This is a genomic window from Klebsiella sp. DY2415 (assembly GCF_026314315.1).
In the GTDB taxonomy this organism is placed as follows: domain Bacteria; phylum Pseudomonadota; class Gammaproteobacteria; order Enterobacterales; family Enterobacteriaceae; genus Klebsiella; species Klebsiella ornithinolytica.
On sequence record NZ_CP111115.1, the window covers coordinates 194515 to 215471 of the forward strand.

Annotated in this window: 17 protein-coding genes; 6 read left to right on the plus strand and 11 right to left on the minus strand. The window is 55.8% G+C overall.

From position 1 onward, the window contains the following. Positions 1-11: 11 nt before the first annotated feature. The 4 genes from OQV00_RS00930 to OQV00_RS00945 form a co-directional block, all read right to left on the minus strand. Positions 12-875, minus strand: a complete 864-nt coding sequence (locus OQV00_RS00930; RefSeq protein WP_004868844.1) for an SMP-30/gluconolactonase/LRE family protein — start codon at positions 873-875, stop codon at positions 12-14. Position 876: 1 nt separating this feature from the next. Beyond that, positions 877-1944: an ABC transporter substrate-binding protein gene (locus tag OQV00_RS00935; protein WP_048756834.1), complete on the minus strand. Its 1068-nt coding sequence runs from the start codon at positions 1942-1944 to the stop codon at positions 877-879. Positions 1945-2007: 63 nt separating this feature from the next. Further along, on the minus strand, positions 2008-3078 hold the full coding sequence (locus OQV00_RS00940; RefSeq protein ID WP_044023579.1) for an ABC transporter permease: 1071 nt from the start codon (positions 3076-3078) through the stop codon (positions 2008-2010). A gap of 13 nt (positions 3079-3091) precedes the next feature. Continuing rightward, entirely contained in the window at positions 3092-4612 is a 1521-nt protein-coding gene (locus OQV00_RS00945; RefSeq protein WP_004868839.1) for a sugar ABC transporter ATP-binding protein, read from the minus strand. Between the two features lie 223 nt (positions 4613-4835). On the opposite strand from OQV00_RS00945, the gene yiaJ reads away from it, so the two are divergent. Next, positions 4836-5654, plus strand: coding sequence for an IclR family transcriptional regulator YiaJ (gene yiaJ, locus OQV00_RS00950; RefSeq protein WP_004868836.1), 819 nt, complete (start codon positions 4836-4838; stop codon positions 5652-5654). Positions 5655-5771: 117 nt separating this feature from the next. After that, entirely contained in the window at positions 5772-6260 is a 489-nt protein-coding gene (locus tag OQV00_RS00955) for a 4Fe-4S binding protein (RefSeq protein WP_004868835.1), read from the plus strand. 82 nt (positions 6261-6342) lie between these two features. On the opposite strand, the gene avtA is transcribed toward OQV00_RS00955, so the two are convergent. Both avtA and OQV00_RS00965 read right to left on the minus strand, forming a co-directional pair. Then, a complete protein-coding gene (gene avtA, locus OQV00_RS00960; RefSeq protein WP_004868832.1) occupies positions 6343-7602 on the minus strand; it encodes a valine--pyruvate transaminase in 1260 nt (419 codons plus the stop codon). A gap of 175 nt (positions 7603-7777) precedes the next feature. Then, the gene (locus tag OQV00_RS00965) at positions 7778-9811 is read right to left on the minus strand and encodes an alpha-amylase (protein ID WP_004868828.1); all 2034 of its coding nucleotides are present in this window, start codon (positions 9809-9811) and stop codon (positions 7778-7780) included. A 315-nt stretch (positions 9812-10126) separates the two neighbouring features. On the opposite strand from OQV00_RS00965, the gene OQV00_RS00970 reads away from it, so the two are divergent. Next, the gene (locus OQV00_RS00970; RefSeq protein WP_071824661.1) at positions 10127-10945 is read left to right on the plus strand and encodes a protein bax; all 819 of its coding nucleotides are present in this window, start codon (positions 10127-10129) and stop codon (positions 10943-10945) included. A gap of 53 nt (positions 10946-10998) precedes the next feature. Here OQV00_RS00970 and xylR read toward each other — a convergent pair whose 3' ends face one another. From xylR to xylF, 4 genes are all read right to left on the minus strand, one after another. Next, positions 10999-12177: a D-xylose utilization transcriptional activator XylR gene (gene xylR, locus OQV00_RS00975; protein ID WP_004868824.1), complete on the minus strand. Its 1179-nt coding sequence runs from the start codon at positions 12175-12177 to the stop codon at positions 10999-11001. 125 nt (positions 12178-12302) lie between these two features. Continuing rightward, entirely contained in the window at positions 12303-13484 is a 1182-nt protein-coding gene (gene xylH, locus OQV00_RS00980; protein ID WP_266279698.1) for a xylose ABC transporter permease XylH, read from the minus strand. Then, on the minus strand, positions 13462-15003 hold the full coding sequence (locus OQV00_RS00985; protein WP_064356585.1) for a xylose ABC transporter ATP-binding protein: 1542 nt from the start codon (positions 15001-15003) through the stop codon (positions 13462-13464). Before OQV00_RS00985 ends, xylH begins: the two co-directional genes overlap by 23 nt. 64 nt (positions 15004-15067) lie before the next feature. Further along, on the minus strand, positions 15068-16060 hold the full coding sequence (xylF, locus tag OQV00_RS00990; RefSeq protein ID WP_004868818.1) for a D-xylose ABC transporter substrate-binding protein: 993 nt from the start codon (positions 16058-16060) through the stop codon (positions 15068-15070). Positions 16061-16435: 375 nt separating this feature from the next. Between xylF and xylA the strand changes: the two genes are divergently transcribed. Next, complete coding sequence (xylA, locus tag OQV00_RS00995) at positions 16436-17758, plus strand: xylose isomerase (protein ID WP_004868817.1); 1323 nt, start codon at positions 16436-16438, stop codon at positions 17756-17758. 87 nt (positions 17759-17845) lie between these two features. Further along, positions 17846-19303, plus strand: coding sequence for a xylulokinase (xylB, locus tag OQV00_RS01000; protein WP_004868816.1), 1458 nt, complete (start codon positions 17846-17848; stop codon positions 19301-19303). Positions 19304-19343: 40 nt separating this feature from the next. Here the strand turns inward: xylB and OQV00_RS01005 are convergent, their stop codons facing one another. Further along, a complete protein-coding gene (locus OQV00_RS01005; RefSeq protein ID WP_015585539.1) occupies positions 19344-20339 on the minus strand; it encodes an acyltransferase in 996 nt (331 codons plus the stop codon). 185 nt (positions 20340-20524) lie between these two features. Between OQV00_RS01005 and OQV00_RS01010 the strand changes: the two genes are divergently transcribed. Then, on the plus strand, positions 20525-20824 hold the full coding sequence (locus OQV00_RS01010; protein ID WP_004868812.1) for a YsaB family lipoprotein: 300 nt from the start codon (positions 20525-20527) through the stop codon (positions 20822-20824). Positions 20825-20957 lie beyond the last annotated feature (133 nt).

Below are 20957 nucleotides of genomic sequence, written 5' to 3' on the forward strand. Positions count from 1 at the left end.
GTGATTCTGGTTTATCCCTGAAGGCGGGACGGGGTGAAGGTCACCCGGTACAGCGATGTCGTCGCCGTAATAAAAAGCGCATTCCCGTCGGGGCCACCAAAGGTGCAGTTAGAGACGCGCTCGGGGACCGCAATGGTGTCCAGTAATTCGCCTGCGGCGGAGAAAATCAAAATCCCCGTTTCGCAGCTGCAGTAAATATTCCCGTCCTGGTCGACGCAAAATCCGTCCGGAATACCCGGTTTGACCTGGGTTACAACGTGGGAAAATAGCGCGTTATCGCCTTCAAGACGGTAAGCACGAATTTCCCGGCGACCCTGGCTCGGAAAATCAATAACCGACATATCTGCCACGTATAGCCATTTATCATCTGGCGAAAAGGCCAGCCCGTTGGGGCGCTGGGTATCGCTGATGGCAATAGCGACCTGGTGACGCGCTTCATCAAAGCGATAGACGTAGCAGCCAATGACCTGACTTGCGGCGCGATAGCCCTCTTCGTCACCGACGATGCCGTAGGGCGGATCGGTAAACCAAATCGACCCGTCCTGGCGCACCGCGATATCGTTGGGGGAGTTAAAACGCAGCCCATCGACTTTATCCACCAGCAGGGTGTGATTGCCTGCGGCGTCGGTACGGCTGATCCCGCGCCGACCGTGCTCGCAGGTTAACAAGCGCCCTTGTAAGTCCCGCGCGTTGCCGTTGGCAAAGTGGGATTCGGCACGAAACACGCTGACGCCATTTTGCGCATCCCAACGGAACATTCTGTTGCCTTTCACATCGCTGAAAATCAGGCACTGCTGGTCTGCCAGCCACACCGGGCCTTCCGCCCAGATCGCCGGTGAGCACAGGCGTTCAATACTTCCCGTGACGGCTAACATTTCACTTCACGCCCCAGATGGCTTTGTAGCGATCGCGATAATGGTTGTCCGGGTCGAATTCGTTGTTCTGGCCGCCGTCGGCGGCGATGTTCTCTTTGGTTACCAGATGCGCCGGGGTGACATAACCAGACGGCGCTTTGCCCGCGAAGGCGCGGTTAAATTCATCCAGCAGCTGCCAGCCGTGCAGTTTCAACGGTTCTGGTACGGTTGCGATCTGCGCTTTGCCTTCACGTACGCGCTGGTAGGCGGTGACGGAACCGTCGCCAGCGGAGATGTTGTACGGTGGTTTATCTCCGCTGCCTTTGCCCGCGGTTTGCAGGGCAGGGGCCATAAAGTCGAAGTACAGGTCGTTAATCGCCAGCGAGTATTCGAATTTATCGCCATATTTTTGGATCAGGCTGTAGGTCATGCCCGGCATGCGGTTGGAGGTATCGGCCAGCGGGGTATCGATAAACTCCACCACCTGGCAACCGCTGCATTGCTCAATCACCTTCTTCATCGCGTTGGCTTTATCCAGCGCGATTTGGTACAGCGAGTCGGTGAAAATCAGCACCTTGGCGGTGCCGTTGGATTTCGCCACCGCATACAGCGCCGCCATGCGCGAGACTTCGTTCGAGTCGGAGGTCACGTTGTAGAAAATGTTGTAAGCCGGAACCGGGCCAGGCGCGGGAACCGCGTGCCATGCGGTCAGCACGATGCCCTCTTTCACGGCTTTTTTCAGCGGAATTTTGGCGACGTTCGGGTTCCAGCCGCCAATGACGATACCGTCCGGTTTACGGGCGATTGCCTGGTTTAGCGCCGCCAGTTGATCTTTCACCGAACCTGCACCATCCAGTACATCCAGCTGCCAGCCTGCGGCTTTCACCGCTTCCTCCAGTCCCTCTTTAACGCCCAGCACGCCGCCGTTTTTCATGTCCGAGGCGATGAAAATGATCTTCTTATTCGGCTGCAGCGCCGGACCCTGGGTTGGGCCGTCCCATGTGGTGACTGGTGCGGTCGCTTTGGCAATCGCCGTTTTCGCTTGCTGAACAAAGGCATCGTCGGCGAGGCTGAAACCACTTGCCATCATCAACCCGGCAGCCAGACAGCATTGAACTATTTTTTTATTCATTTTCAGTTCCTTACGCGAGAGTCATTGGGTAACGGAGGAGCCTGATGCTGGCGATTGTGCCCGCTGCACCAGTTTTTTATTTAATGCCCGACGGCGTTGGGCGTAGCCTGCCAGGGTAATCGACAGCAGCAGCGTCGCGCCGTTAAACAGTGGTTCGACCCAAAACGCGCCGCCGAACTGCTGGATACCCGCAATACCTATCGCCAGCACCGCAATACCGACCACCGTGCCCCAGACGTTCACCCGGCCAGGACGAATGGTAGTGCTGCCAAGGAAGGCGCCCACCAGAGCCGGGAGCAGATAATCCATCCCGACGCTGGCCTGGCCCACACCCTGCTCGGCGGCGATGATCACCCCGGTAAAGCCGGTTAAGGTGCTGGAAGTCATAAATGCCCCGATGATGTAACGATTAACGGAAATGCCGTTGAGCGCTGCGGCGACGGGGTTGCCGCCCACCGCATACATGCAGCGACCAATCGGGGTATGTTCGGTGATGATCCACAACACCACGGCGGCAAAAAGGACGTAGAAGGCCACCACCGGAATGCCGAACAGGTCGGAGTGATGCAGGGCGATAAAGGCGTCCGGTAAGTCCCCGACGATCTGCCGACCGCCAGAGTGCCAGAGCGCGATGGCGTACAGCACCGTACCGGAACCCAGGGTCGCAACAAAGCTGTCGATATCCGCCAGCGCCACCAGAATACCGTTCAGCAAACCGTAGAGCGCAGAGAGCACCAGCACGATCGCCACAGCGACGGGCCAGGAGAAACCATATTCAACCTGCAAAGTAATGGCGAGGATGTGCCAGAGCACGATGCCGAAGCCGACGTTCAGGTCGATTTTGCCAACAATCATCGGGATGGTTGCTGCCAGCGCCAGCAGGGCAATTTTCGATTTGCTATCGAGAATGGCCTGCAGCGTCAACAGGGAAGCAAACGAAGGCGTTGTCAGTGAAAAAACGATAACCAGCACCACGCAGATCGCGGGTAAACCGTAACGCGTGGTCAATTGTCCAAGCCAGGTAGCCGCACCGTGTTCATGAAGTGATACGCGTGATTCCAGGGCCGTCGATTTCATTGATGTTTTAGCCATAACGCACTCCGACTTAATGTATGGTGCCGCTGCCTGATGCCAGCTCAAGCAATCTGGCAAAGGTGACATCCTGGTTGAGAAGTTCGCCGACGATCTGCCCGCGGTTAAACACCAATGCCCGGTTACAGATGTGCGCTACCTCTTCCAGGTCGTTGGAGATGACCAGAATGGCAACGCCGTTTTGCAGCGCCTGATTGAGTAAATCGTAAATTTCTGCGCGTGCGCCTACATCAACGCCAGCAGAAGGATCTTCCAGGATGAGCAGCGGGGCATTGAGCGAGAGCCAGCGTGCCATGACTACTTTTTGCTGGTTGCCGCCCGACAGCGCACTGATTTCAATATTTATCTGCGCAGGGCGCACGTCGAACTGGCGGATTTTCTCCCGGCTCAGCGGCGCTTCGCTTTTTTCGTTATAGCGGGAAAACAGCGCATGGCCGTGTTTACAAGGGTTCATAAACAGGTTTTCACGCACCATCATGCCCGGAATCAGGCTTTCATGAAGACGGTCGCCGGCGACAAAAGAGATGCCTGCGGACATCGCTTCCCCTGGTGTTGTCGCCGTAAACGGCACGCCACTTAACGTGATTTGTCCACTCTCCTGCGGCCTGCAGGCAAACAGTAAACGTCCAATCTCTTCCTGACCGGCACCCCGCAGACCGGCGAGTGCCACCATCTCACCGGCACGCAGCTCAAAGGAGACCGGCCCGGTATCGCCCACTTTGACGTTGTCCATTTTCAACAGCACCGGCGCGCTGGCATCGGGTAAGGCCTGACGCCGATCGCCGCCGAGGCTTTCGCCCACAATCAGCTCGACCAGACCACGCAAGCTATAGCGAGCGATATCGCCGCCCCCGGCGTAGCAGCCGTCGCGCATCGCGCAAACGGTATCCGCCATCTCCATCACCTCATCCAGGCGGTGGGTGATGTAAATCATGCCAACCTGCTTCTCGCGCAGGATGTTCATCACGCGGAACAGGTGGCGGACATCGTCGGCAGGCAGTGAGGCTGTCGGTTCATCGAGCACCAGCACCGAGGCGTCAACTGCCACCGCGCGGGCAATCGCCAGCAGGGATTTTTCGGTGCGGGAAAGGTCAAACACGCGGTCATCCGGGTCGAGCTGAATGCCGATATCTTCCAGCGCTTTTTGCGCCTGGCGTTTGGTGGCCGCCCAGTCAATCAGGCCGAAGCGACGGGGGAAACCCATCACCAGCGCCATGTTTTCGGCGACGGTCATCCACTCTACCAGGCCTAAATCCTGATGAATAAAGGCGATAGGCTGTTCGTTACCCTGACGTAACGCGGCGGCGGAATCCACCGGCTGACCGCGAAACAGGATCTCGCCACCATCGCGGGAATAGACGCCCGCCAGCACCTTAATCAGCGTCGATTTACCGGCACCGTTTTCTCCCAGCAGTGCCACAACCTGGCCCGGATAAATATCCAGACTGACGTTATTGACCGCCACATTTCCACCAAAGCGCTTGATAATGTGGCGCATGGATAACAACGGAGACAACACTGCTGCTTCTGCCATTTAAGGTGACCTCCCGCCGTGTGGGAAAGAACGTTTTGCACGCTATAAATTTCACTATGCGAAATCTGATTTCAAATATATCGATCATGATTTCACAAAGCAATCGAAGAGGTTGTTTTTGAAATTCAATAAAATCAGTCAATTACAAAATTTCTGTTCAGATCGTGAAGTGAAACACACTTTGCGCTACCATCAGTGCGGGTCGAAAAGGGGAGCTGACGCGATGGACACAAAAGAGAGAGAAATGACGCAAGACAAAGAAAGGCCTGCGGGAAGCCAGAGCCTGTTCCGCGGGTTGATGCTGATTGAAATCCTCAGTAACTATCCGAACGGTTGCCCGCTGGCGCACCTTTCGGAGCTGGCGGGCCTGAATAAAAGCACCGTCCATCGCCTGTTGCAGGGGCTACAATCCTGCGGCTATGTGACGCCCGCACCCGCAGCCGGTAGCTATCGGCTGACCACCAAGTTCATTGCGGTGGGGCAAAAAGCGCTCTCCTCGCTGAATATCATCCACGTTGCCGCGCCGCATCTCGAGACGTTGAACCTGGTTACCGGCGAAACGGTGAACTTCTCCAGTCGGGAAGATGACCACGCCATTCTGATTTACAAGCTGGAACCCACCACCGGGATGCTGCGCACGCGGGCCTATATCGGCCAGCATATGCCGCTGTACTGCTCGGCGATGGGCAAGATCTACATGGCCTTTGGGCACCCTGACTATGTCGAGAACTACTGGGAAACTCACCAGGATATTATTCAGCCACTGACCCGGAATACCATCACCGGGCTGCCCGCAATGCATGATGAGCTGGCGCAGATCCGCGAGCGCAATATGGCGATGGACCGGGAAGAGAACGAACTAGGCGTCTCCTGTCTGGCGGTCCCGGTGTTTGATATCCATCGTCGGGTGCCTTATGCAATTTCTATCTCCCTGTCGACCTCGCGCCTGAAGCAGGTGGGCGAAAAGAACTTGCTGAAACCGCTGCGCGATACCGCAGAGGCGATTTCACGTGAGCTGGGTTTTGCCGTACGGGAAAGCTAAGGCAGATGACCAAATTCCGCTGACGTAACGGAAAAAAACCGCTGACTCCATTCAGGATCAAGGCGCGCAGGAGGATATTTCTGGCACGCTGCCGTTTTATCCCCAATGGAGCAGTGGATGAACCGTTTTATCATCGCGGATGCCCAGAAGTGTATTGGCTGCCGTACCTGTGAAGTGGCCTGCGTGGTCTCCCATCAGCACGACCAAAGTTGTTCGACGGTTTCTGCGACTCAGTTTGCGCCCCGTATCCGGGTGGTGAAAAGCGATGCGCTGTCTACGGCCACCCTGTGCCGGCAATGTGAAGACGCACCCTGCGCCAATGTCTGTCCAGTTGAGGCTATCCAGCGCGACCGTGGGGTCTGGCGCGTCGATCAGCGGCGCTGTATTGGCTGTAAAAGCTGTATGGTGGCCTGCCCGTACGGGGCGATGAGCGTGATGATGACCGGGGAAGGGGTGCAGGCGCTGAAATGCGATTTATGCAGCCACACCGACGAAGGCCCGGCCTGCGTGGCGGCCTGTCCGACCCAGGCGCTGCGCTGCATGGAACCGAGCGAACTGGAAAGACTTAGCGCCGAGCGTCGCCAGCGCATGGCGCTGGCGATGTAGCGATGATGCTTGCGGCGTGTTCCCCGGAAGCGGCGCTGGCGCGCCTGTCCGGGCTACGGGTTGGCCGATGGCGATGAGCCGGTTACGCGGCGCCCTGTTCACTCCAGGCCCGCTCAATCTCTTCGGCGAGGATTTGCACGCCCGCTTCGATTTTTTGCGGATCCGGCACGTAGTTCATACGCATGCACTGATGCGTGTGCGGCCAGGGTTTATCCAGCCCCGGGAAGAAGTAGTCGCCCGGAACCATCAATACACCGCGTTTTTTCAGCCGCTGGTACAGCAGTTCGGTGGAGATCGGCAGATCTTTAAACCACAGCCAGAGGAAAATCGCCCCTTCAGGTTTATGAATCAGGCAGCGATCTTCCGGCAGATAGCGACGGATAATGGCGATAGTTTCCTGTACGCGCTGATAGTAGAACGGCTTGATGACCGTTTCCGACAGGCGCAGCAGGTCATGACGTTTGATCATTTCGCACATCATCGCCGGCCCCATTCCGCCCGGCGCAAGGCTGATAATCCCGTTCATGTTGCTGATGGCGGTAATGATTTTCTCATTGGCTATGATGATCCCGCAGCGGCTGCCCGGCAGGCCCAGCTTGGACAGGCTCATACACAGCACAATATTCGGGTTCCAGAGCGGCCTGGCGTCGCTGAAAATAATTCCCGGGAAAGGCACGCCATACGCGTTATCAATCACCAGCGGGACGCCGTGTTGGTGGGCCAGCGCATCCAGTTTGATCAGCTCTTCGTCGGTAATCACGTTACCGGTCGGGTTGGTCGGGCGAGAGACACAAATCATCCCCGTCTCTTCGGTGACCTGCAGATGCTCGAAATCGACGTGGTATTTAAACTGGCCTTCTGGCAGCAGCTCGATATTCGGGCGGGTGGCGACAAACAGATCCTCTTCGAGGCCCGAGTCGGCGTAGCCGATATATTCCGGCGTCAGCGGGAACAGGACTTTGCGGGTAGTGCCATCCGCACGGCGCCCGGCAAAGAGGTTAAATAAGTAGAAAAACGCACTCTGACTGCCATTTGTTAGCGCAATATTCTGTGGTTCGATCTCCCAGCCCAGCTCTTCACGCAGCATCTGCGCCAGCACGGTCAGCAGCTCGCTTTTTCCCTGCGGACCGTCGTAATTACAAAGCGCATCAAGGGCTTTGCCGTTGGCGAGCATGTCAGCCAGCAGGTTCTGGAAGTATTCGTTCATTTCCGGGATCTGCGCGGGATTACCGCCGCCCAGCATGATTGCGCCCGGCGTGCGCAGGCCGTCATTGAGGTCTTCCATCAAGCGGGTGATGCCTGAATGACGGGTGAATTTGTCGCCGAAAAGTGAAAATGTCATTGCGGATAATCTATCGGTCTTCCTGGAAAGTGGATAACCATAACGCCAGCCTCGACGCGGTGCAAATCGGCAGGAAAGTCGAAGATTTCATTTTTATGCTGGATTATCGATGGGAATTAGTTTTTTATTCTGCAAAGGCTCCCCCAAAGAGATCGGGGAGCCATCAGAAGCGGGGCTATCGTTGGCCTGCCCATACCACCATGACTTTGTCATCGGCGTTTTCACGGACGAAACCGTAACCTTGCGGCATAGAGAGCGTGGTTTGTTTACCCATCCCGATTGCCGGGTGGCGGGCGCGGAACTGGCCGAGTTTCTGCCAGTGGGTGACGCTGAGCGCGGCTTTACCCTCGACGTCCTGCCAGTTCATATCCGAACGTGTCCCCTGCAACGGATCTGAGCCGGTAGGTCCGAATGGCCGCGCGGACTCATCGCCATAGAAGAGCTGTACCGCGCCTGGTGCGAGCAGCAGCAGTTCTGCCGCAGTGCTGCCGCCTTCGCGGAACAGGCGCGTGTCGTGGGAGGAGAGGTAGCTCAGAACGTTAAACGTCTGCAGTTTATCCGCCATCTGCTGCCAGGTCAGGTCAATACTGGAGAGACAGCCTGACGCTTTCGCCGCCTGATCCTGGTAGTCGAAGTTAATCATCGCATCAAAACCGTGGCGGTAGTAATCGCTCTGCATTACCCCATGACCCCAGGCTTCACCGGTCATCCAGAAAGGCGCGTTATCCAGCGCTTTATCCGGATTGGCCTTTTTCCATTCCGCCAGCGCCGCAGTGGCCTGGGTTTTCAACTGCTGCCAGGCAGCCTGCTCGACGTGTTTGGCGGTATCGACGCGGAAGCCGTCAATGCCGTAATCACGTACCCACTGACTCAACCAGTGGGTCAGATAATCGCGCGGCGTATAGCCTGGAATCACTTTTGCCGCCGTATCAGGCTTTTGTTGATAGAAATTCGGCAGCCCGGAAGGGGCGGTTGATTCGGTTTTCAGATCCGGCAGAAAAGCCAGGGACATGGTCAGATCGTCAAAGCCTGGGTTGTCGTAGTCGCCGATATCGGTACGAATCCATTTTTTCCCCCACCATTTTTCCCAGCCGGCTTTATCGCTGAAGTTGATGTAGTCGTTGAAGCTGTGCCAGGTCTGTCCCGGGCCGGGTTTCCAGTTGGTCCAGTGTTCCCCGAGCGTTTTTTTCAGTTCGTCGCCCTGCAGATACAGCGAGCCGAATTTGAACGTCTGCATATCGGCGAGGGTGGCGTAGCCGGTGTGGTTCATCACCACATCGAACAGGATGCGAATACCGCGCTTGTGCGCCTCATCGACAAGGCGACGCAAATCCTCCTCAGTACCCATATTGGCATCCAGCTTTGTCCAGTCCTGGGCGTAGTAGCCGTGGTAGGCGTAATGCGGGAAATCGCCCTTGGTTCCGCCGCCGACCCAGCCGTGAATTTGTTCCAGCGGCGAGCTTATCCACAGTGCGTTAACGCCCAACGCTTTCAGGTAGTCGAGTTTGCTGGTCAGCCCTTGCAGGTCGCCGCCGTGGAAGGTGCCGATTTCCTGCATACCGTCTTTGTGGCGTCCATAGCTGTTGTCGTTGGCCGGGTTACCGTTGACGAAACGGTCGGTCAGCACGAAATAGACGGTGGCGTTATGCCAGTTGAAAGGCGCGTCGGCGGTGGTTTCCGCACTTTCAAGCAGCAGTAAACCATTGCTGTTGGGGGCCGGCTGCAGCGTAATTTTCCCGGCGCTGACCGTGGCGACATTGCCGCTGTAGAAATCACGGACTTTGCTGCCCTCGGCAAAGGTCTTGCTGACATCCAGCGTCAGCGGCTTACCATCCCATTTTGGACACTGACGCAGCTGCGGCGCGGAAGCTGTCGCCGCCTCTTTTTCCTCCAGAGAAAGCATCAGCGTCGGCGTACCGGAGCGAGTATCGACTTCAAGCGTGTAGCGACCTTCGCGGAAGACCCGCCATTGTGCAGGGGTGCCGCGGCAGGGTTCCATGGAGAGCATCTGGTTGAGTTTGATGGCGCCGACGGGCTGCCAGCACTGTTGGTCAAAATTAATTTGTAGCGGACGTGTACCCTTCGCCACCTCGTTTTGACTGATAAACCTGCCGGTGCCCTCTTCGGTAAAGGCCGGAAAATCGGCGGTGGTCCAGGCGGCGAAGGCCATTCCTGGCAACAAGAGCGACGCTAGCGCAGCGAGTTTCATTCTGGAGTCCTGTGAGCGGTTTTTTGTTCAGTTTGCCCGGCAAAGCGGGTAATGAACTCATCCCATCTGCGCTTTTGCAGGGATGACAAAAAGGGGTGAGTGACAGCGGTCAAAAAACAGGCAAAAAATGAGACGGCGCTAGCATTTTTGCCCCCTGATGACGGTGCGGAAACCGATTTCAGATGACAGCTTTTAGGAATTGGACTATTTCTGTTAGTGCTCTCACTGGGTATTTTTGATACTATTCGCGACTCAATTAACGTTTTTTTGCGTAAAACAAGGTGTTGGAATGATTAAATCCGACCAGGAGACCTAATGATATCGATTCCCATGCGACGATATGGGGCTGCGATACTCATGTTACTTACCTGCATATTTTCAGGTAGTGTGTTGGCAACAACCCACACAGCAACAACGAGTCATAAAGCCTCACAAGTAAAGAAAAGTAGTCAAGTTAAGGTAAGCAGTAAACAAGAGTATTCTCGCAATAGTGTAAAGAGTAGTTCACTTCCTGATTTGCGAAAATACCCTTCCGGAACCCCAAGGAAAAAAGCGTTTCTCCGGACAGTAATGCCTTATATTACTAAACAGAATCAGGTGATTACCGCCGATCGTAACTGGCTTGTTGCCAAGCAATACGACTCGCGCTGGTCACCGACAGAGCGCACGCGTCTGAAGGATATTACGGCACGCTATAAGGTGAAATGGTCTGGTAATACGCGCCATATTCCCTGGAACACGCTGATGGAACGCGTTGACATCATTCCGAACAGTATGGTGGCGACCATGGCGGCGGCGGAAAGCGGCTGGGGGACGTCCAAACTGGCGCGGATGAACAACAATCTGTTTGGTATGAAATGCGGCGGCGGAAACTGCCGCGGTGCGATGAAAGGCTACTCCCAGTTTGATTCCGTGGAGGAGTCTGTACAGGCTTATGTGACGAACCTGAACACGCATCCGGCATACAAGTCCTTCCGTAAATCCCGTGCGCAGCTGCGTAAAACGGATCAGGAAGTGACGGCCAGCACCATGATTCATAAGCTGAAGGGCTATTCGACGAAAGGGTCGAGCTACAACAACTATCTCTTCGCGATGTATCAGGACAACCAGCGGCTGATCGCTGCCCATATGTAATAGCGAATGCCCGGAGCGTAAGCCCCGGGCATTTTCTTTTCATCTCACCGGCCCTACATCATCACTTCACTGTGCCGATCCCGGTACTCCTTCGGCGTCACGTCGTACTCTTTCTTAAATACCGAATAGAAATATTGCAGCGACGGATAGCCGCACATTTGCGAAATTTCATTAATCGATAGCGTGGTGGAGACCAGCAGACTGCGGGCCTTTTCGAGTTTCTCTCTGTGAATGATGGAGTGAATGGTGTCGCCGACCTCCTCCTTGAAGCGCTTCTCGAGGTTAGAGCGGGAGATGCCGACGGCATCCAGCACCTGCTCGACCTTGATGCCCTTGCAGGCGTTATTGCGGATGTAGTGCATCGCCTGAATCACCGACGGGTCGGTGAGCGAACGATAGTCCGTAGAGCGTCGTTCAACGACGCGCATCGGTGGCACCAGCCGGCGCTGCAGCGGCAGCGGCTCTTTATCCAGCAGTCGATGCAGCAGCTTGGCCGCCTGGTAACCCATCTGCCGGGTTCCCTGCGCGACGGAGGAGAGCGCCACGCGCGACAGGTAGCGGGTCAGCTCTTCATTATCAATACCGATGACGCACAGCTTTTCCGGCACCGGAATATGCAGCAGCTCGCAGGCCTGAAGCACGTGGCGAGCGCGGGCATCGGTCACGGCGATGATTCCGGTTTGCGGGGGGAGCGTTTGCAGCCAGTCCGCGAGACGGTTCTGCGCGTGTTGCCAGTTTTCCGGCGCGGTCTCCAGCCCCTGGTAAACCACGCCGCGATATTTCTCCTTCGCGACCAGCTGGCAAAACGCGTGTTCGCGCTCGACAGCCCAGCGTTTTCCGCTGGAAGTGGGCAGCCCGTAAAAAGCGAAGCGCTGGACGCCCTTTTCTTTCAGATGCAGGAAGGCGCTTTCGACCAGCGCGGCGTTATCCGTCGCAATATAGTGCACCGGGGGATAGCATTCGGGGCGATGGTAGGAGCCGCCGACGCCGACAATCGGGACCTCGACGTCGGCCAGCAGTCTTTCGATTTCCGGGTCGTCATAATCAGCAATCACGCCGTCGCCCAGCCACTCCCTGATATTCTCGATACGCGCCCGAAAATCCTCTTCGATGAAGATATCCCATTCCTGTTGCGATGCCTGTAAATATTCTCCTACCCCCTCGACCACCTGTCGGTCGTAGGCTTTGTTGGCATTGAATAGCAGCGTAATACGGTGGCGCTTTGCAAACATAGTCTCTTTTCCTGGTCTCTCTTTCTGGCCATACAATACCGGCCAATGCCCGAATCATGACAAGCGTCTTATGCGTAAATCTGGTGGTAGCGCATAGAATTCGGGCATTCTTCCATTAAGCGGGCTTACGTTCTGCGCTTTGTCGCCGAATCCATCCATACCGCCAGCAGTAAAATGGCACCTTTGACGATGTACTGCCAGAAGGTGGCGACGTCCATCATGCTCATACCATTATCCAGCGCCGACATGATAAATGCCCCCATGACGGCGCCGGCGACGCTGCCTACCCCGCCGGCGAGGCTGGTGCCGCCGATAACGCAGGCGGCGATAGCATCCAGCTCGGCGATGTTACCGGCTGAAGGCGAACCGGCACCGAGACGCGAACTGAGGATCAGACCGGCGATGGCCACCATCAGACCATTGATGGCGAAAACGGCCAGCTTGGTTCGTTCAACGCTAATCCCCGACAGGCGTGCCGCTTCCAGGTTACCGCCAATGGCATAAATTCGCCGGCCAAAGGCCGTTCGGGTGGCCATAAACATCCCCGCCAGCAGCAGAGCTGCCAGGATGAGAACCGGCGTCGGGACGCCGCGATAATTGTTTAATAGCCAGATGGCGCCGAGCACGATAACCGCGGTAATGCTCTGGCGTGCCACCGTCGAGGTTGGCGCTGGTGTGGTTAATCCCAGGGATTGACGACGCAGGCGACCGCGCCATTGCCAGACAATAAAGGCCGCCATACCAATGACGCCGATACCGAAACCCAGGCCGTCAGGCAGATAGCTTTGTCCAATTTGCGACATGGCCGGGCTGGTGGGGGAGACGGTGGTGCCGTTGGTTATCCCGATCAGAATACCGCGGAACGCCAGCATTCCGGCGAGGGTGACGATAAACGACGGGACTTTACGGTAGGCGACCCACCAGCCGTTCCAGGCGCCGAGTACCAGCCCCATCACCAGGGTGACCGCAATGGTCAGCGGCAGCGGCCAGCCGAGCCAGACGTCAAAAATTGCCGCCGCGCCGCCGAGCAACCCCATCATCGAGCCCACGGAAAGATCGATTTCGGCGGAAATAATGACGAACACCATCCCGACCGCCAGGATGCCGGTGATCGCCGTCTGCCGCAGCAGGTTAGAAATGTTTCGCGCGCTTAAATAGGCGCCTTCGGTGGCCCAGGTGAAGAACAGCATAATCACCACAATCGCGGCGATCATCACAAAAACCTGAAGGTTCAGCCCTTTGAATCCAGACAGACCGGCAGGGGCGGGCGGGATGATTTTTATCTCAGACGACGTGTTTTTCGACATGGTGTTCGCTCCTCAACGCGGCTTCCATCACCTGCTCCTGGGTCAGATGATGATTGACTAAATTGGCTTTCAGCTTGCCTTCATGCATGACCAGCACCCGATCGCTTAACCCGAGAACTTCCGGCAGCTCTGATGAGATGACGATGACGGCGATCCCCTGCTGCACCAGCTGATTAATCAATTTGTAGATTTCGTATTTCGCACCGATATCGATGCCGCGAGTGGGTTCATCGAGAATCAGGATGCGCGGATTCAGCAACAGGCAGCGGGCCAGAATCGCTTTCTGTTGATTGCCGCCGCTCAGGCGGCCAATGGCCAGCTCTGGCGATGACGTTTTGATTTTCAGCCGCTGGATAGATTGCTGGATACAGTGCTGCTCCCCGGCGTCATCCAGGCTGCTCAGCGGGCCGGTAAACTGACTTAACGCCGCCAGAGTGATGTTCTTACCTACCGCCATCACCGGCACGATCCCGTCTTTCTTGCGGTCCTCAGGGACCATGGCAATACCGTGGGCGATAGCCTGCTGGCAGTGGTGGATAGCCACCGGTTGACCGTCAATAAACACTTTCCCTTCCCAGCGTCCCGGCCAGACGCCAAACAGGCACTGTACGGCCTCGGTACGCCCGGCGCCGACCAGTCCGGCAATGCCGAGGATTTCACCGCGACGCAGTGAAAAAGAGATATCGTTGACCCGCTTAATGTGCCGGTTGACCGGATGCCAGGCGGTCAAATGCTCGACGCGTAGAATTTCGTCGCCGCAGTCGTGCGGCTCGTTCGGGTAGAGGGCGGTGAGTTCGCGGCCAACCATCATGGTTATCACATCATCTTCATTCATGCCGCTGGCGTCGCGGGTGCCGATATGCTGGCCGTCGCGAATGACGCAGATGGTGTCTGAGATGGCTTTCACCTCATTCAACTTGTGGGAAATATAAATACAGGCGATGCCGTGGGCCTGCAGATCGCGAATGATATCCAGCAGAATGGCCGTTTCCTGCTCGGTTAATGAGGCGGTGGGTTCATCAAGTATTAATAAACGCACCTGCTTATTGAGCGCTTTGGCAATTTCAACCAGCTGTTGCTGCCCCAGCCCGAGATCGCCGACGCGGGTATCGGGTGAAATCGTTAAATTCACCTGCGCCAGCAGCTTCTGACAGCGCAGGGTCATGGTTTCATAATCAAGGAGACCATAGCGGGAGATTTCCGCGCCAAGAAAAATATTCTCCAGAACGCTCAGGTGCTTAACCAGCGCGAGCTCCTGGTGAATAATGGCGATACCTTTGCGTTCGGTGTCGCGAATATGATTGGGCTTAAGCGTTTCACCGGCGAAAATAATTTCACCGTCATAGCTGCCGTGCGGATAAATTCCGCACAGGACTTTCATGAGCGTGGATTTACCAGAACCGTTTTCGCCGCAAAGTGAGACAACTTCTCCGGCGTTAAGCCGCAGGCTGATATTGTCTACCGCCTTCACGGTCCCGAAGGTTTTGGTGATATTTTTCATTTCTAGTAACCAGGACATAGATGCTCCGCATAAGCGATATCCGGCTGGACGAGAATGACGCCCCGGCGAGGGGCGTCAGGAATTATAATTCGCTCTTTTTGTGGAAACCGTCTTTGATGACCGTCTGTTCAATATTGTCTTTATTCACTTCGATCGGGGTGAGCAGGCGGGACGGGACATCTTTAAGTCCGTTATTCAACGAGGTATCAGCATGCGGCGCTTTATCATTGCCGAGCTCGACAGCAATTTCAGCGGCGGTGGTGGCAAGGGTGGTAATCGGTTTATAGACGGTCATGGTCTGCGTGCCGGAAATAATGCGCTTCACGCCAGCAAGGTCGGCATCCTGGCCGGAAATGGCGACTTTCCCCGCCAGACCCTGCGCGCTTAATGCCTGAATCGCGCCGCCGGCGGTAGCATCGTTGGAAGCGACAACCGCATCGATTTTGTTATTGTTAGCGGTGAGGGCGTTCTCCATAATTTTTAATGCATTTTCCGGCAGCCAGCCGTCAACCCACTGGTCGCCAACGATCTTAATTTTACCTTCGTCAATATAAGGCTTGAGGACTTTCATTTGTCCGGCACGGAACAGCTTGGCGTTATTATCCACCGGAGAACCACCCATCAGAAAGTAATTTCCCTGAGGGGTTTTATCCACCAGGCTTTGGGCCTGCATTTCGCCCACTTTTTCATTATCAAAGGAAATATAGAAATCAATATCTGCGTTGTTTATCATACGGTCGTAGGCCAGAACTTTAATACCTTCCTGTTTCGCTTCTTTAATCACATTGCTTAAGACCTGACCGTTGTAGGGAATAATAACCAGAACATCAACGCCGCGGTTTATCATATTTTCAATTTGCGACATTTGTGTTTCTTCATTACCATTGGCGGACTGAACAAATACTTTCGCGCCTAATGATTCGGCTTTGTTGACAAATATATCGCGGTCTTTCTGCCAGCGCTCAAGGCGGAGATCGTCAATGGCCATACCAATCTTAACTTCTTTCGCAATCCCCGCCATACTGGTCAGCAGGAGCGAAGCACAGAGCGTGAGGCAAAGGTTCTTTATCTTCATAATAATCAGCCTTTTTTGTAAAGTGCAGGATAAGACGAACGGGGTAAAGAAACGGCCTGATACGTAGTAGATTCTTAACAGTGAACGGAGGACTGGCAATTATCTGTGCTTATTTTGGGATTACGAAATTTAGTTTGTTTTCTGATTTATGACCGCGATCTGGTTTTTAAAAATAAATAAAACAGCTATATCGTTGATATGTCATTGAAAGGATGGTGGAGAGGGCGTTGATAATATTCAGTTGTGCGATCTGGCGCACGTTTGTGGATTCTCTCAATCGCGGTGTGAAATAACGTAATTGAGGAAAGTAAAACATGAATTCTATATTGGCTTATGACTTGTTACCCGCCGCATTCCCTGAATATGGAGTTCATTATGCAAACCTATTTCGATCAACTCGATCGCGTTCGTTATGAAGGCCCAAAAACCACCAACCCGCTCGCGTTCCGTCACTATAACCCGGACGAGATGGTGCTGGGCAAGCGCATGGAAGAGCATCTGCGGTTTGCCGCCTGCTACTGGCATACCTTCTGCTGGAACGGGGCAGATATGTTTGGCGTGGGCTCCTTCAATCGTCCGTGGCAGCAGCCGGGCGAGGCGCTGGAAATGGCGAAACGTAAAGCCGACGTCGCCTTTGAGTTTTTCCATAAGCTTAATGTGCCGTACTACTGCTTCCATGATGTGGATGTCTCTCCGGAAGGGGCGTCGTTGAAGGAGTATCTGGACAATTTTGCCCGGATGGTCGATGTCCTGGCGGCGAAGCAAGAACAGAGCGGCGTGAAGCTGCTGTGGGGGACGGCAAACTGCTTTACCAACCCGCGTTACGGCGCTGGAGCGGCAACCAACCCGGATCCAGAGGTTTTCAGCTGGGCGGCGACTCAGGTGGTGACCGCCATGAATGCCACACACAAACTGGGCGGGGAAAACTATGTTCTGTGGGGCGGCCGCGAAGGCTACGAAACCCTGCTCAATACCGATCTGCGCCAGGAGCGCGAGCAAATTGGTCGCTTTATGCAGCTGGTGGTGGAACACAAACATAAAATCGGCTTCCAGGGCACGCTGCTGATTGAGCCAAAACCGCAGGAACCGACCAAACATCAGTACGATTATGATGCCTCTACCGTCTACGGTTTCCTCAAGCAGTTTGGCCTCGAAAAAGAGATCAAACTGAATATCGAAGCGAACCATGCGACCCTGGCCGGACACTCCTTCCACCATGAGATTGCGACCGCTATTGCGCTGGGTCTGTTCGGCTCCGTGGATGCCAACCGCGGCGATCCGCAGCTGGGCTGGGATACCGATCAGTTCCCGAACAGCGTGGAAGAGAATGCCCTGGTGATGTATGAAATTCTTAAAGCCGGTGGCTTTACCACCGGCGGCCTGAATTTTGATGCCAAAGTTCGTCGTCAGAGCACCGATAAATACGATCTGTTCTATGGTCATATTGGGGCGATGGATACGATGGCGCTGTCGCTGAAAGTGGCGGCCCGTATGATCGAAGAGGGCGAGCTGGATAAGCGGGTCGCGAAACGCTATGCCGGCTGGAATGGCGACCTGGGTCAGCAAATCCTGAAAGGGCAGATGACGCTAACGGAGATTGCGCAGTACGCGGCGCAGCATAATCTGGCTCCCCAGCATCAGAGCGGCCATCAGGAGCAGCTGGAAAACCTGGTTAACCATTATCTCTTTGATAAGTAATAAGGATACCCGGCGTTGCCGGGTATGAGTGAGAGCACGCTTTCTTGCGCCACGGTTAGCCGTGGCGCACTGTTAAGGAGAGACCGTATGTACATCGGGATTGATTTGGGCACCTCGGGCGTCAAGGCCATTTTGCTCAATGAGCAAGGTGAGGTGCTGGCTTCGCACACTGCGCCCCTCACCGTATCGCGCCCACACCCGCTATGGTCCGAGCAAGACCCGGAGCACTGGTGGCAGGCGACGGACCGCGCAATGAAAGCGTTGGGTGAACAGCACGCTCTGCGCGATGTAAAAGCGGTAGGGATCGCCGGGCAGATGCACGGCGCAACGCTGCTGGATAAACATCAGCGGGTGCTGCGCCCGGCTATTTTGTGGAATGACGGCCGCAGCGGCGACGAGTGTGTCCAGCTGGAAAAAGCGGTAAGCCGCTCGCGGCAAATTGCCGGTAACCTGATGATGCCGGGGTTTACGGCGCCAAAATTACTTTGGGTGCAGCACCATGAACCCGATATCTTCCGCCAGGTGGATAAGGTGCTGTTGCCGAAAGATTATCTCCGCCTGCGCATGACCGGTGAGTTTGCCAGCGATATGTCGGACGCCGCCGGGACGATGTGGCTGGATGTGGCCAAACGCGACTGGAGCGATGAGCTGCTCGCCGCCTGCGGCCTGAGCCGCGATAATATGCCGGCGTTATTTGAAGGCTGTGAAGTGACGGGAACACTGCGCCCCGCTATCGCCCAGGCGTGGAATATGCCACAGGCGCTGGTGGTCGCTGGCGGCGGCGATAATGCTGCCGGTGCGGTAGGCGTCGGCATGGCGGATGCCGGACAGGCGATGTTGTCCCTGGGAACCTCCGGGGTCTATTTTGCCGTCAGCAATGGTTTTCTCAGCAAACCTGAAAGCGCCGTACACAGCTTTTGCCACGCCCTGCCGGGACGCTGGCATTTGATGTCGGTGATGTTGAGCGCCGCTTCCTGCCTCGACTGGGCGGCAAAACTGACCGGTCTCGGTACGGTGCCTGCGCTGCTGGCGGCGGCGGAATCGGCGAGTGAAAATGCCGATCCCATCTGGTTTTTGCCCTATCTTTCCGGCGAGCGCACGCCGCATAACAACCCTCATGCTAAAGGCGTGTTTTTTGGCCTGACGCATCAGCACGGCCCGGCAGAACTGGCGCGTGCGGTACTGGAAGGGGTGGGTTACGCATTAGCCGATGGGATGGATGTGGTGCATGCCTGCGGCGTGACCCCGCAGAGCATCACTCTGATTGGCGGCGGCGCCCGCAGCGCCTGGTGGCGGCAGATGCTGGCTGATATCAGCGGCCAGCAGCTGGATTACCGTACCGGCGGCGACGTTGGACCTGCGCTTGGGGCCGCCCGGTTAGCGCAGCTGGCGCAGCACAAAGAGGCGGCTTTTTCAGATCTGCTGCCGCAGCTGCCGCTGGAACAGGCTCATCGACCGGATGCCGGGCGTGTTGCTCGCTATGCGCCGCGCCGCGAAACGTTCCGGCAGATTTATCAGCAGCTGCTGCCTCTGATGTCGTCATAAACGTCCGCCCCGGAAGGGGCGGGTTAACTTTTACGCCGCGCTAGCTGACCAGGCGTCGACTATCCAGGCGCTGTACCAGCATCGACAGCAGCAGGCTGCCTCCCAACGCTGCGCCGAAAATCCAGAAGATATCCAGCAGCGGCCAGCGCGTCAGCTCCAGCCCGCTGGCGCGTAACGCATGAATAATCAGGGCATGAAATCCGTAGATCCCCAGCGAATGGCGCGCAATCAGCGCCAGGGCAGGAAGCGGACGTGTATTAAGGGTATTCTTCACCAGCGTGAGCAGGGTTATCGCGCAGACAAAAACCGCCGGCCCGCAATACAAGTACCAGGTATCGCCGAAGTCGCCGCGCCACTTCAGCTCATGCAGTGTCCCGCGGGAAATGACCCACACCGCGGTAGCGAAAAGCGCGGCGCACAGCAGCGTGAGCCACTTTTTATCGGTATCTATCATGCCGATCGCCCGCCCCAGCACGCCATACAGAACATAGTAAAACGTATCGCCGTTGATATAGAGATTGAGCGGTAGCCATTCGATGCCGCCAGCCTTAACCGACACCATGTTGGGGTTTGCCAGAAGACCAATTACCAGCATCAGAATCAGCAGCATCTTGCCGCTGACCTGCTTAACCTGCAGCAACGGTGAGAGCAGGTAAATGACGATAATCGCGAAGAAAAACCACAGATGGTAGAACACCGGTTTTTGCAGCAAATGCTTCAGCGACAGCACCACGTTGATATGGGTGAACAGCGTGATGTAGAGCAGGGACAGGGCGCTGTAAAACACCACGCACAGTACGATCCGCAGAAAATGTCGCGGTTGGGCGCTGCGCTCACCGAAAAACAGATAGCCGGAGATCATGAAAAACAGCGGAACGCTGACGCGGGAAGCCGAATTAAGCAGGTTGGCGATGTCCCAGTTCAGCAAGCTGATGGCATGAGGGTGAGTGATATACCAGGTTGTGCTGTGAATCATCACCACCATCAGGCATGCGATGCCGCGCAAACTTGTTATCCAGTTTATTTTTTCCTGCATCGGTACCTCAGTTGCTCCTTCTTAAAGAGGGTCTGACTCCTCCAGGCCGGCCACGTCGCAATGGAAAATTCCGAGTTTGCCGCGACGCTCTTGTAGAGATGCGGAGAGATTCGCACAATGCCCCGGTAATTTCACGTAACCTGCACGATAACAATTTGCTAACAAGGCGGTTGAGGAAAATAGTGATGAAATATTTCTTTTCTGGACTGTTATTGCTCCTGCTGGCGGGCTGCAGCCAACAGCCGCCTCAGCCGGTGCAGAAAGCGCAACGTGCGCGGATTACGCCGCAAATTACCCTGAACATGGAGCAACTTTGCAAGGATCAGGCGGCAAAACGCTACAGCACGGGGCCCCGCATGGTCGACGTTAGCCGCTTCGAGCAGTTCCAGGGGAGCTACGAGCTATCGGGGCTGACATCGCAGAATGAGCACTTTATCTGTTCTTTCGATCCAGACGGGCAGTTTTTACATCTTTCTATGCGCTAAATCGGCCCCTGATGCCGCGTGATGGCGTTAATTTCCGCAATTTTATTTAAACAGCGCCGTTTCGTACTGTATATCTCGCAGCCAGCGGGTATACTGATCCCTTCCTTTAAATCCACACGTATCCAGCACGAAA

Excerpts from the sequence above, each read along its gene's own strand:
- OQV00_RS00930 (WP_004868844.1), bottom strand. The coding sequence starts at position 875 with ATGTTAGCCGTCACGGGAAGTATTGAACGCCTGTGCTCACCGGCGATC.
- OQV00_RS00935 (WP_048756834.1), bottom strand. The coding sequence starts at position 1,944 with ATGATGGCAAGTGGTTTCAGCCTCGCCGACGATGCCTTTGTTCAGCAA.
- OQV00_RS00940 (WP_044023579.1), bottom strand. The coding sequence starts at position 3,078 with ATGGCTAAAACATCAATGAAATCGACGGCCCTGGAATCACGCGTATCA.
- OQV00_RS00945 (WP_004868839.1), bottom strand. The coding sequence starts at position 4,612 with ATGGCAGAAGCAGCAGTGTTGTCTCCGTTGTTATCCATGCGCCACATT.
- yiaJ (WP_004868836.1), top strand. The coding sequence starts at position 4,836 with ATGGACACAAAAGAGAGAGAAATGACGCAAGACAAAGAAAGGCCTGCG.
- OQV00_RS00955 (WP_004868835.1), top strand. The coding sequence starts at position 5,772 with ATGAACCGTTTTATCATCGCGGATGCCCAGAAGTGTATTGGCTGCCGT.
- avtA (WP_004868832.1), bottom strand. The coding sequence starts at position 7,602 with ATGACATTTTCACTTTTCGGCGACAAATTCACCCGTCATTCAGGCATC.
- OQV00_RS00965 (WP_004868828.1), bottom strand. The coding sequence starts at position 9,811 with ATGAAACTCGCTGCGCTAGCGTCGCTCTTGTTGCCAGGAATGGCCTTC.
- OQV00_RS00970 (WP_071824661.1), top strand. The coding sequence starts at position 10,127 with ATGATATCGATTCCCATGCGACGATATGGGGCTGCGATACTCATGTTA.
- xylR (WP_004868824.1), bottom strand. The coding sequence starts at position 12,177 with ATGTTTGCAAAGCGCCACCGTATTACGCTGCTATTCAATGCCAACAAA.
- xylH (WP_266279698.1), bottom strand. The coding sequence starts at position 13,484 with ATGTCGAAAAACACGTCGTCTGAGATAAAAATCATCCCGCCCGCCCCT.
- OQV00_RS00985 (WP_064356585.1), bottom strand. The coding sequence starts at position 15,003 with ATGTCCTGGTTACTAGAAATGAAAAATATCACCAAAACCTTCGGGACC.
- xylF (WP_004868818.1), bottom strand. The coding sequence starts at position 16,060 with ATGAAGATAAAGAACCTTTGCCTCACGCTCTGTGCTTCGCTCCTGCTG.
- xylA (WP_004868817.1), top strand. The coding sequence starts at position 16,436 with ATGCAAACCTATTTCGATCAACTCGATCGCGTTCGTTATGAAGGCCCA.
- xylB (WP_004868816.1), top strand. The coding sequence starts at position 17,846 with ATGTACATCGGGATTGATTTGGGCACCTCGGGCGTCAAGGCCATTTTG.
- OQV00_RS01005 (WP_015585539.1), bottom strand. The coding sequence starts at position 20,339 with ATGCAGGAAAAAATAAACTGGATAACAAGTTTGCGCGGCATCGCATGC.
- OQV00_RS01010 (WP_004868812.1), top strand. The coding sequence starts at position 20,525 with ATGAAATATTTCTTTTCTGGACTGTTATTGCTCCTGCTGGCGGGCTGC.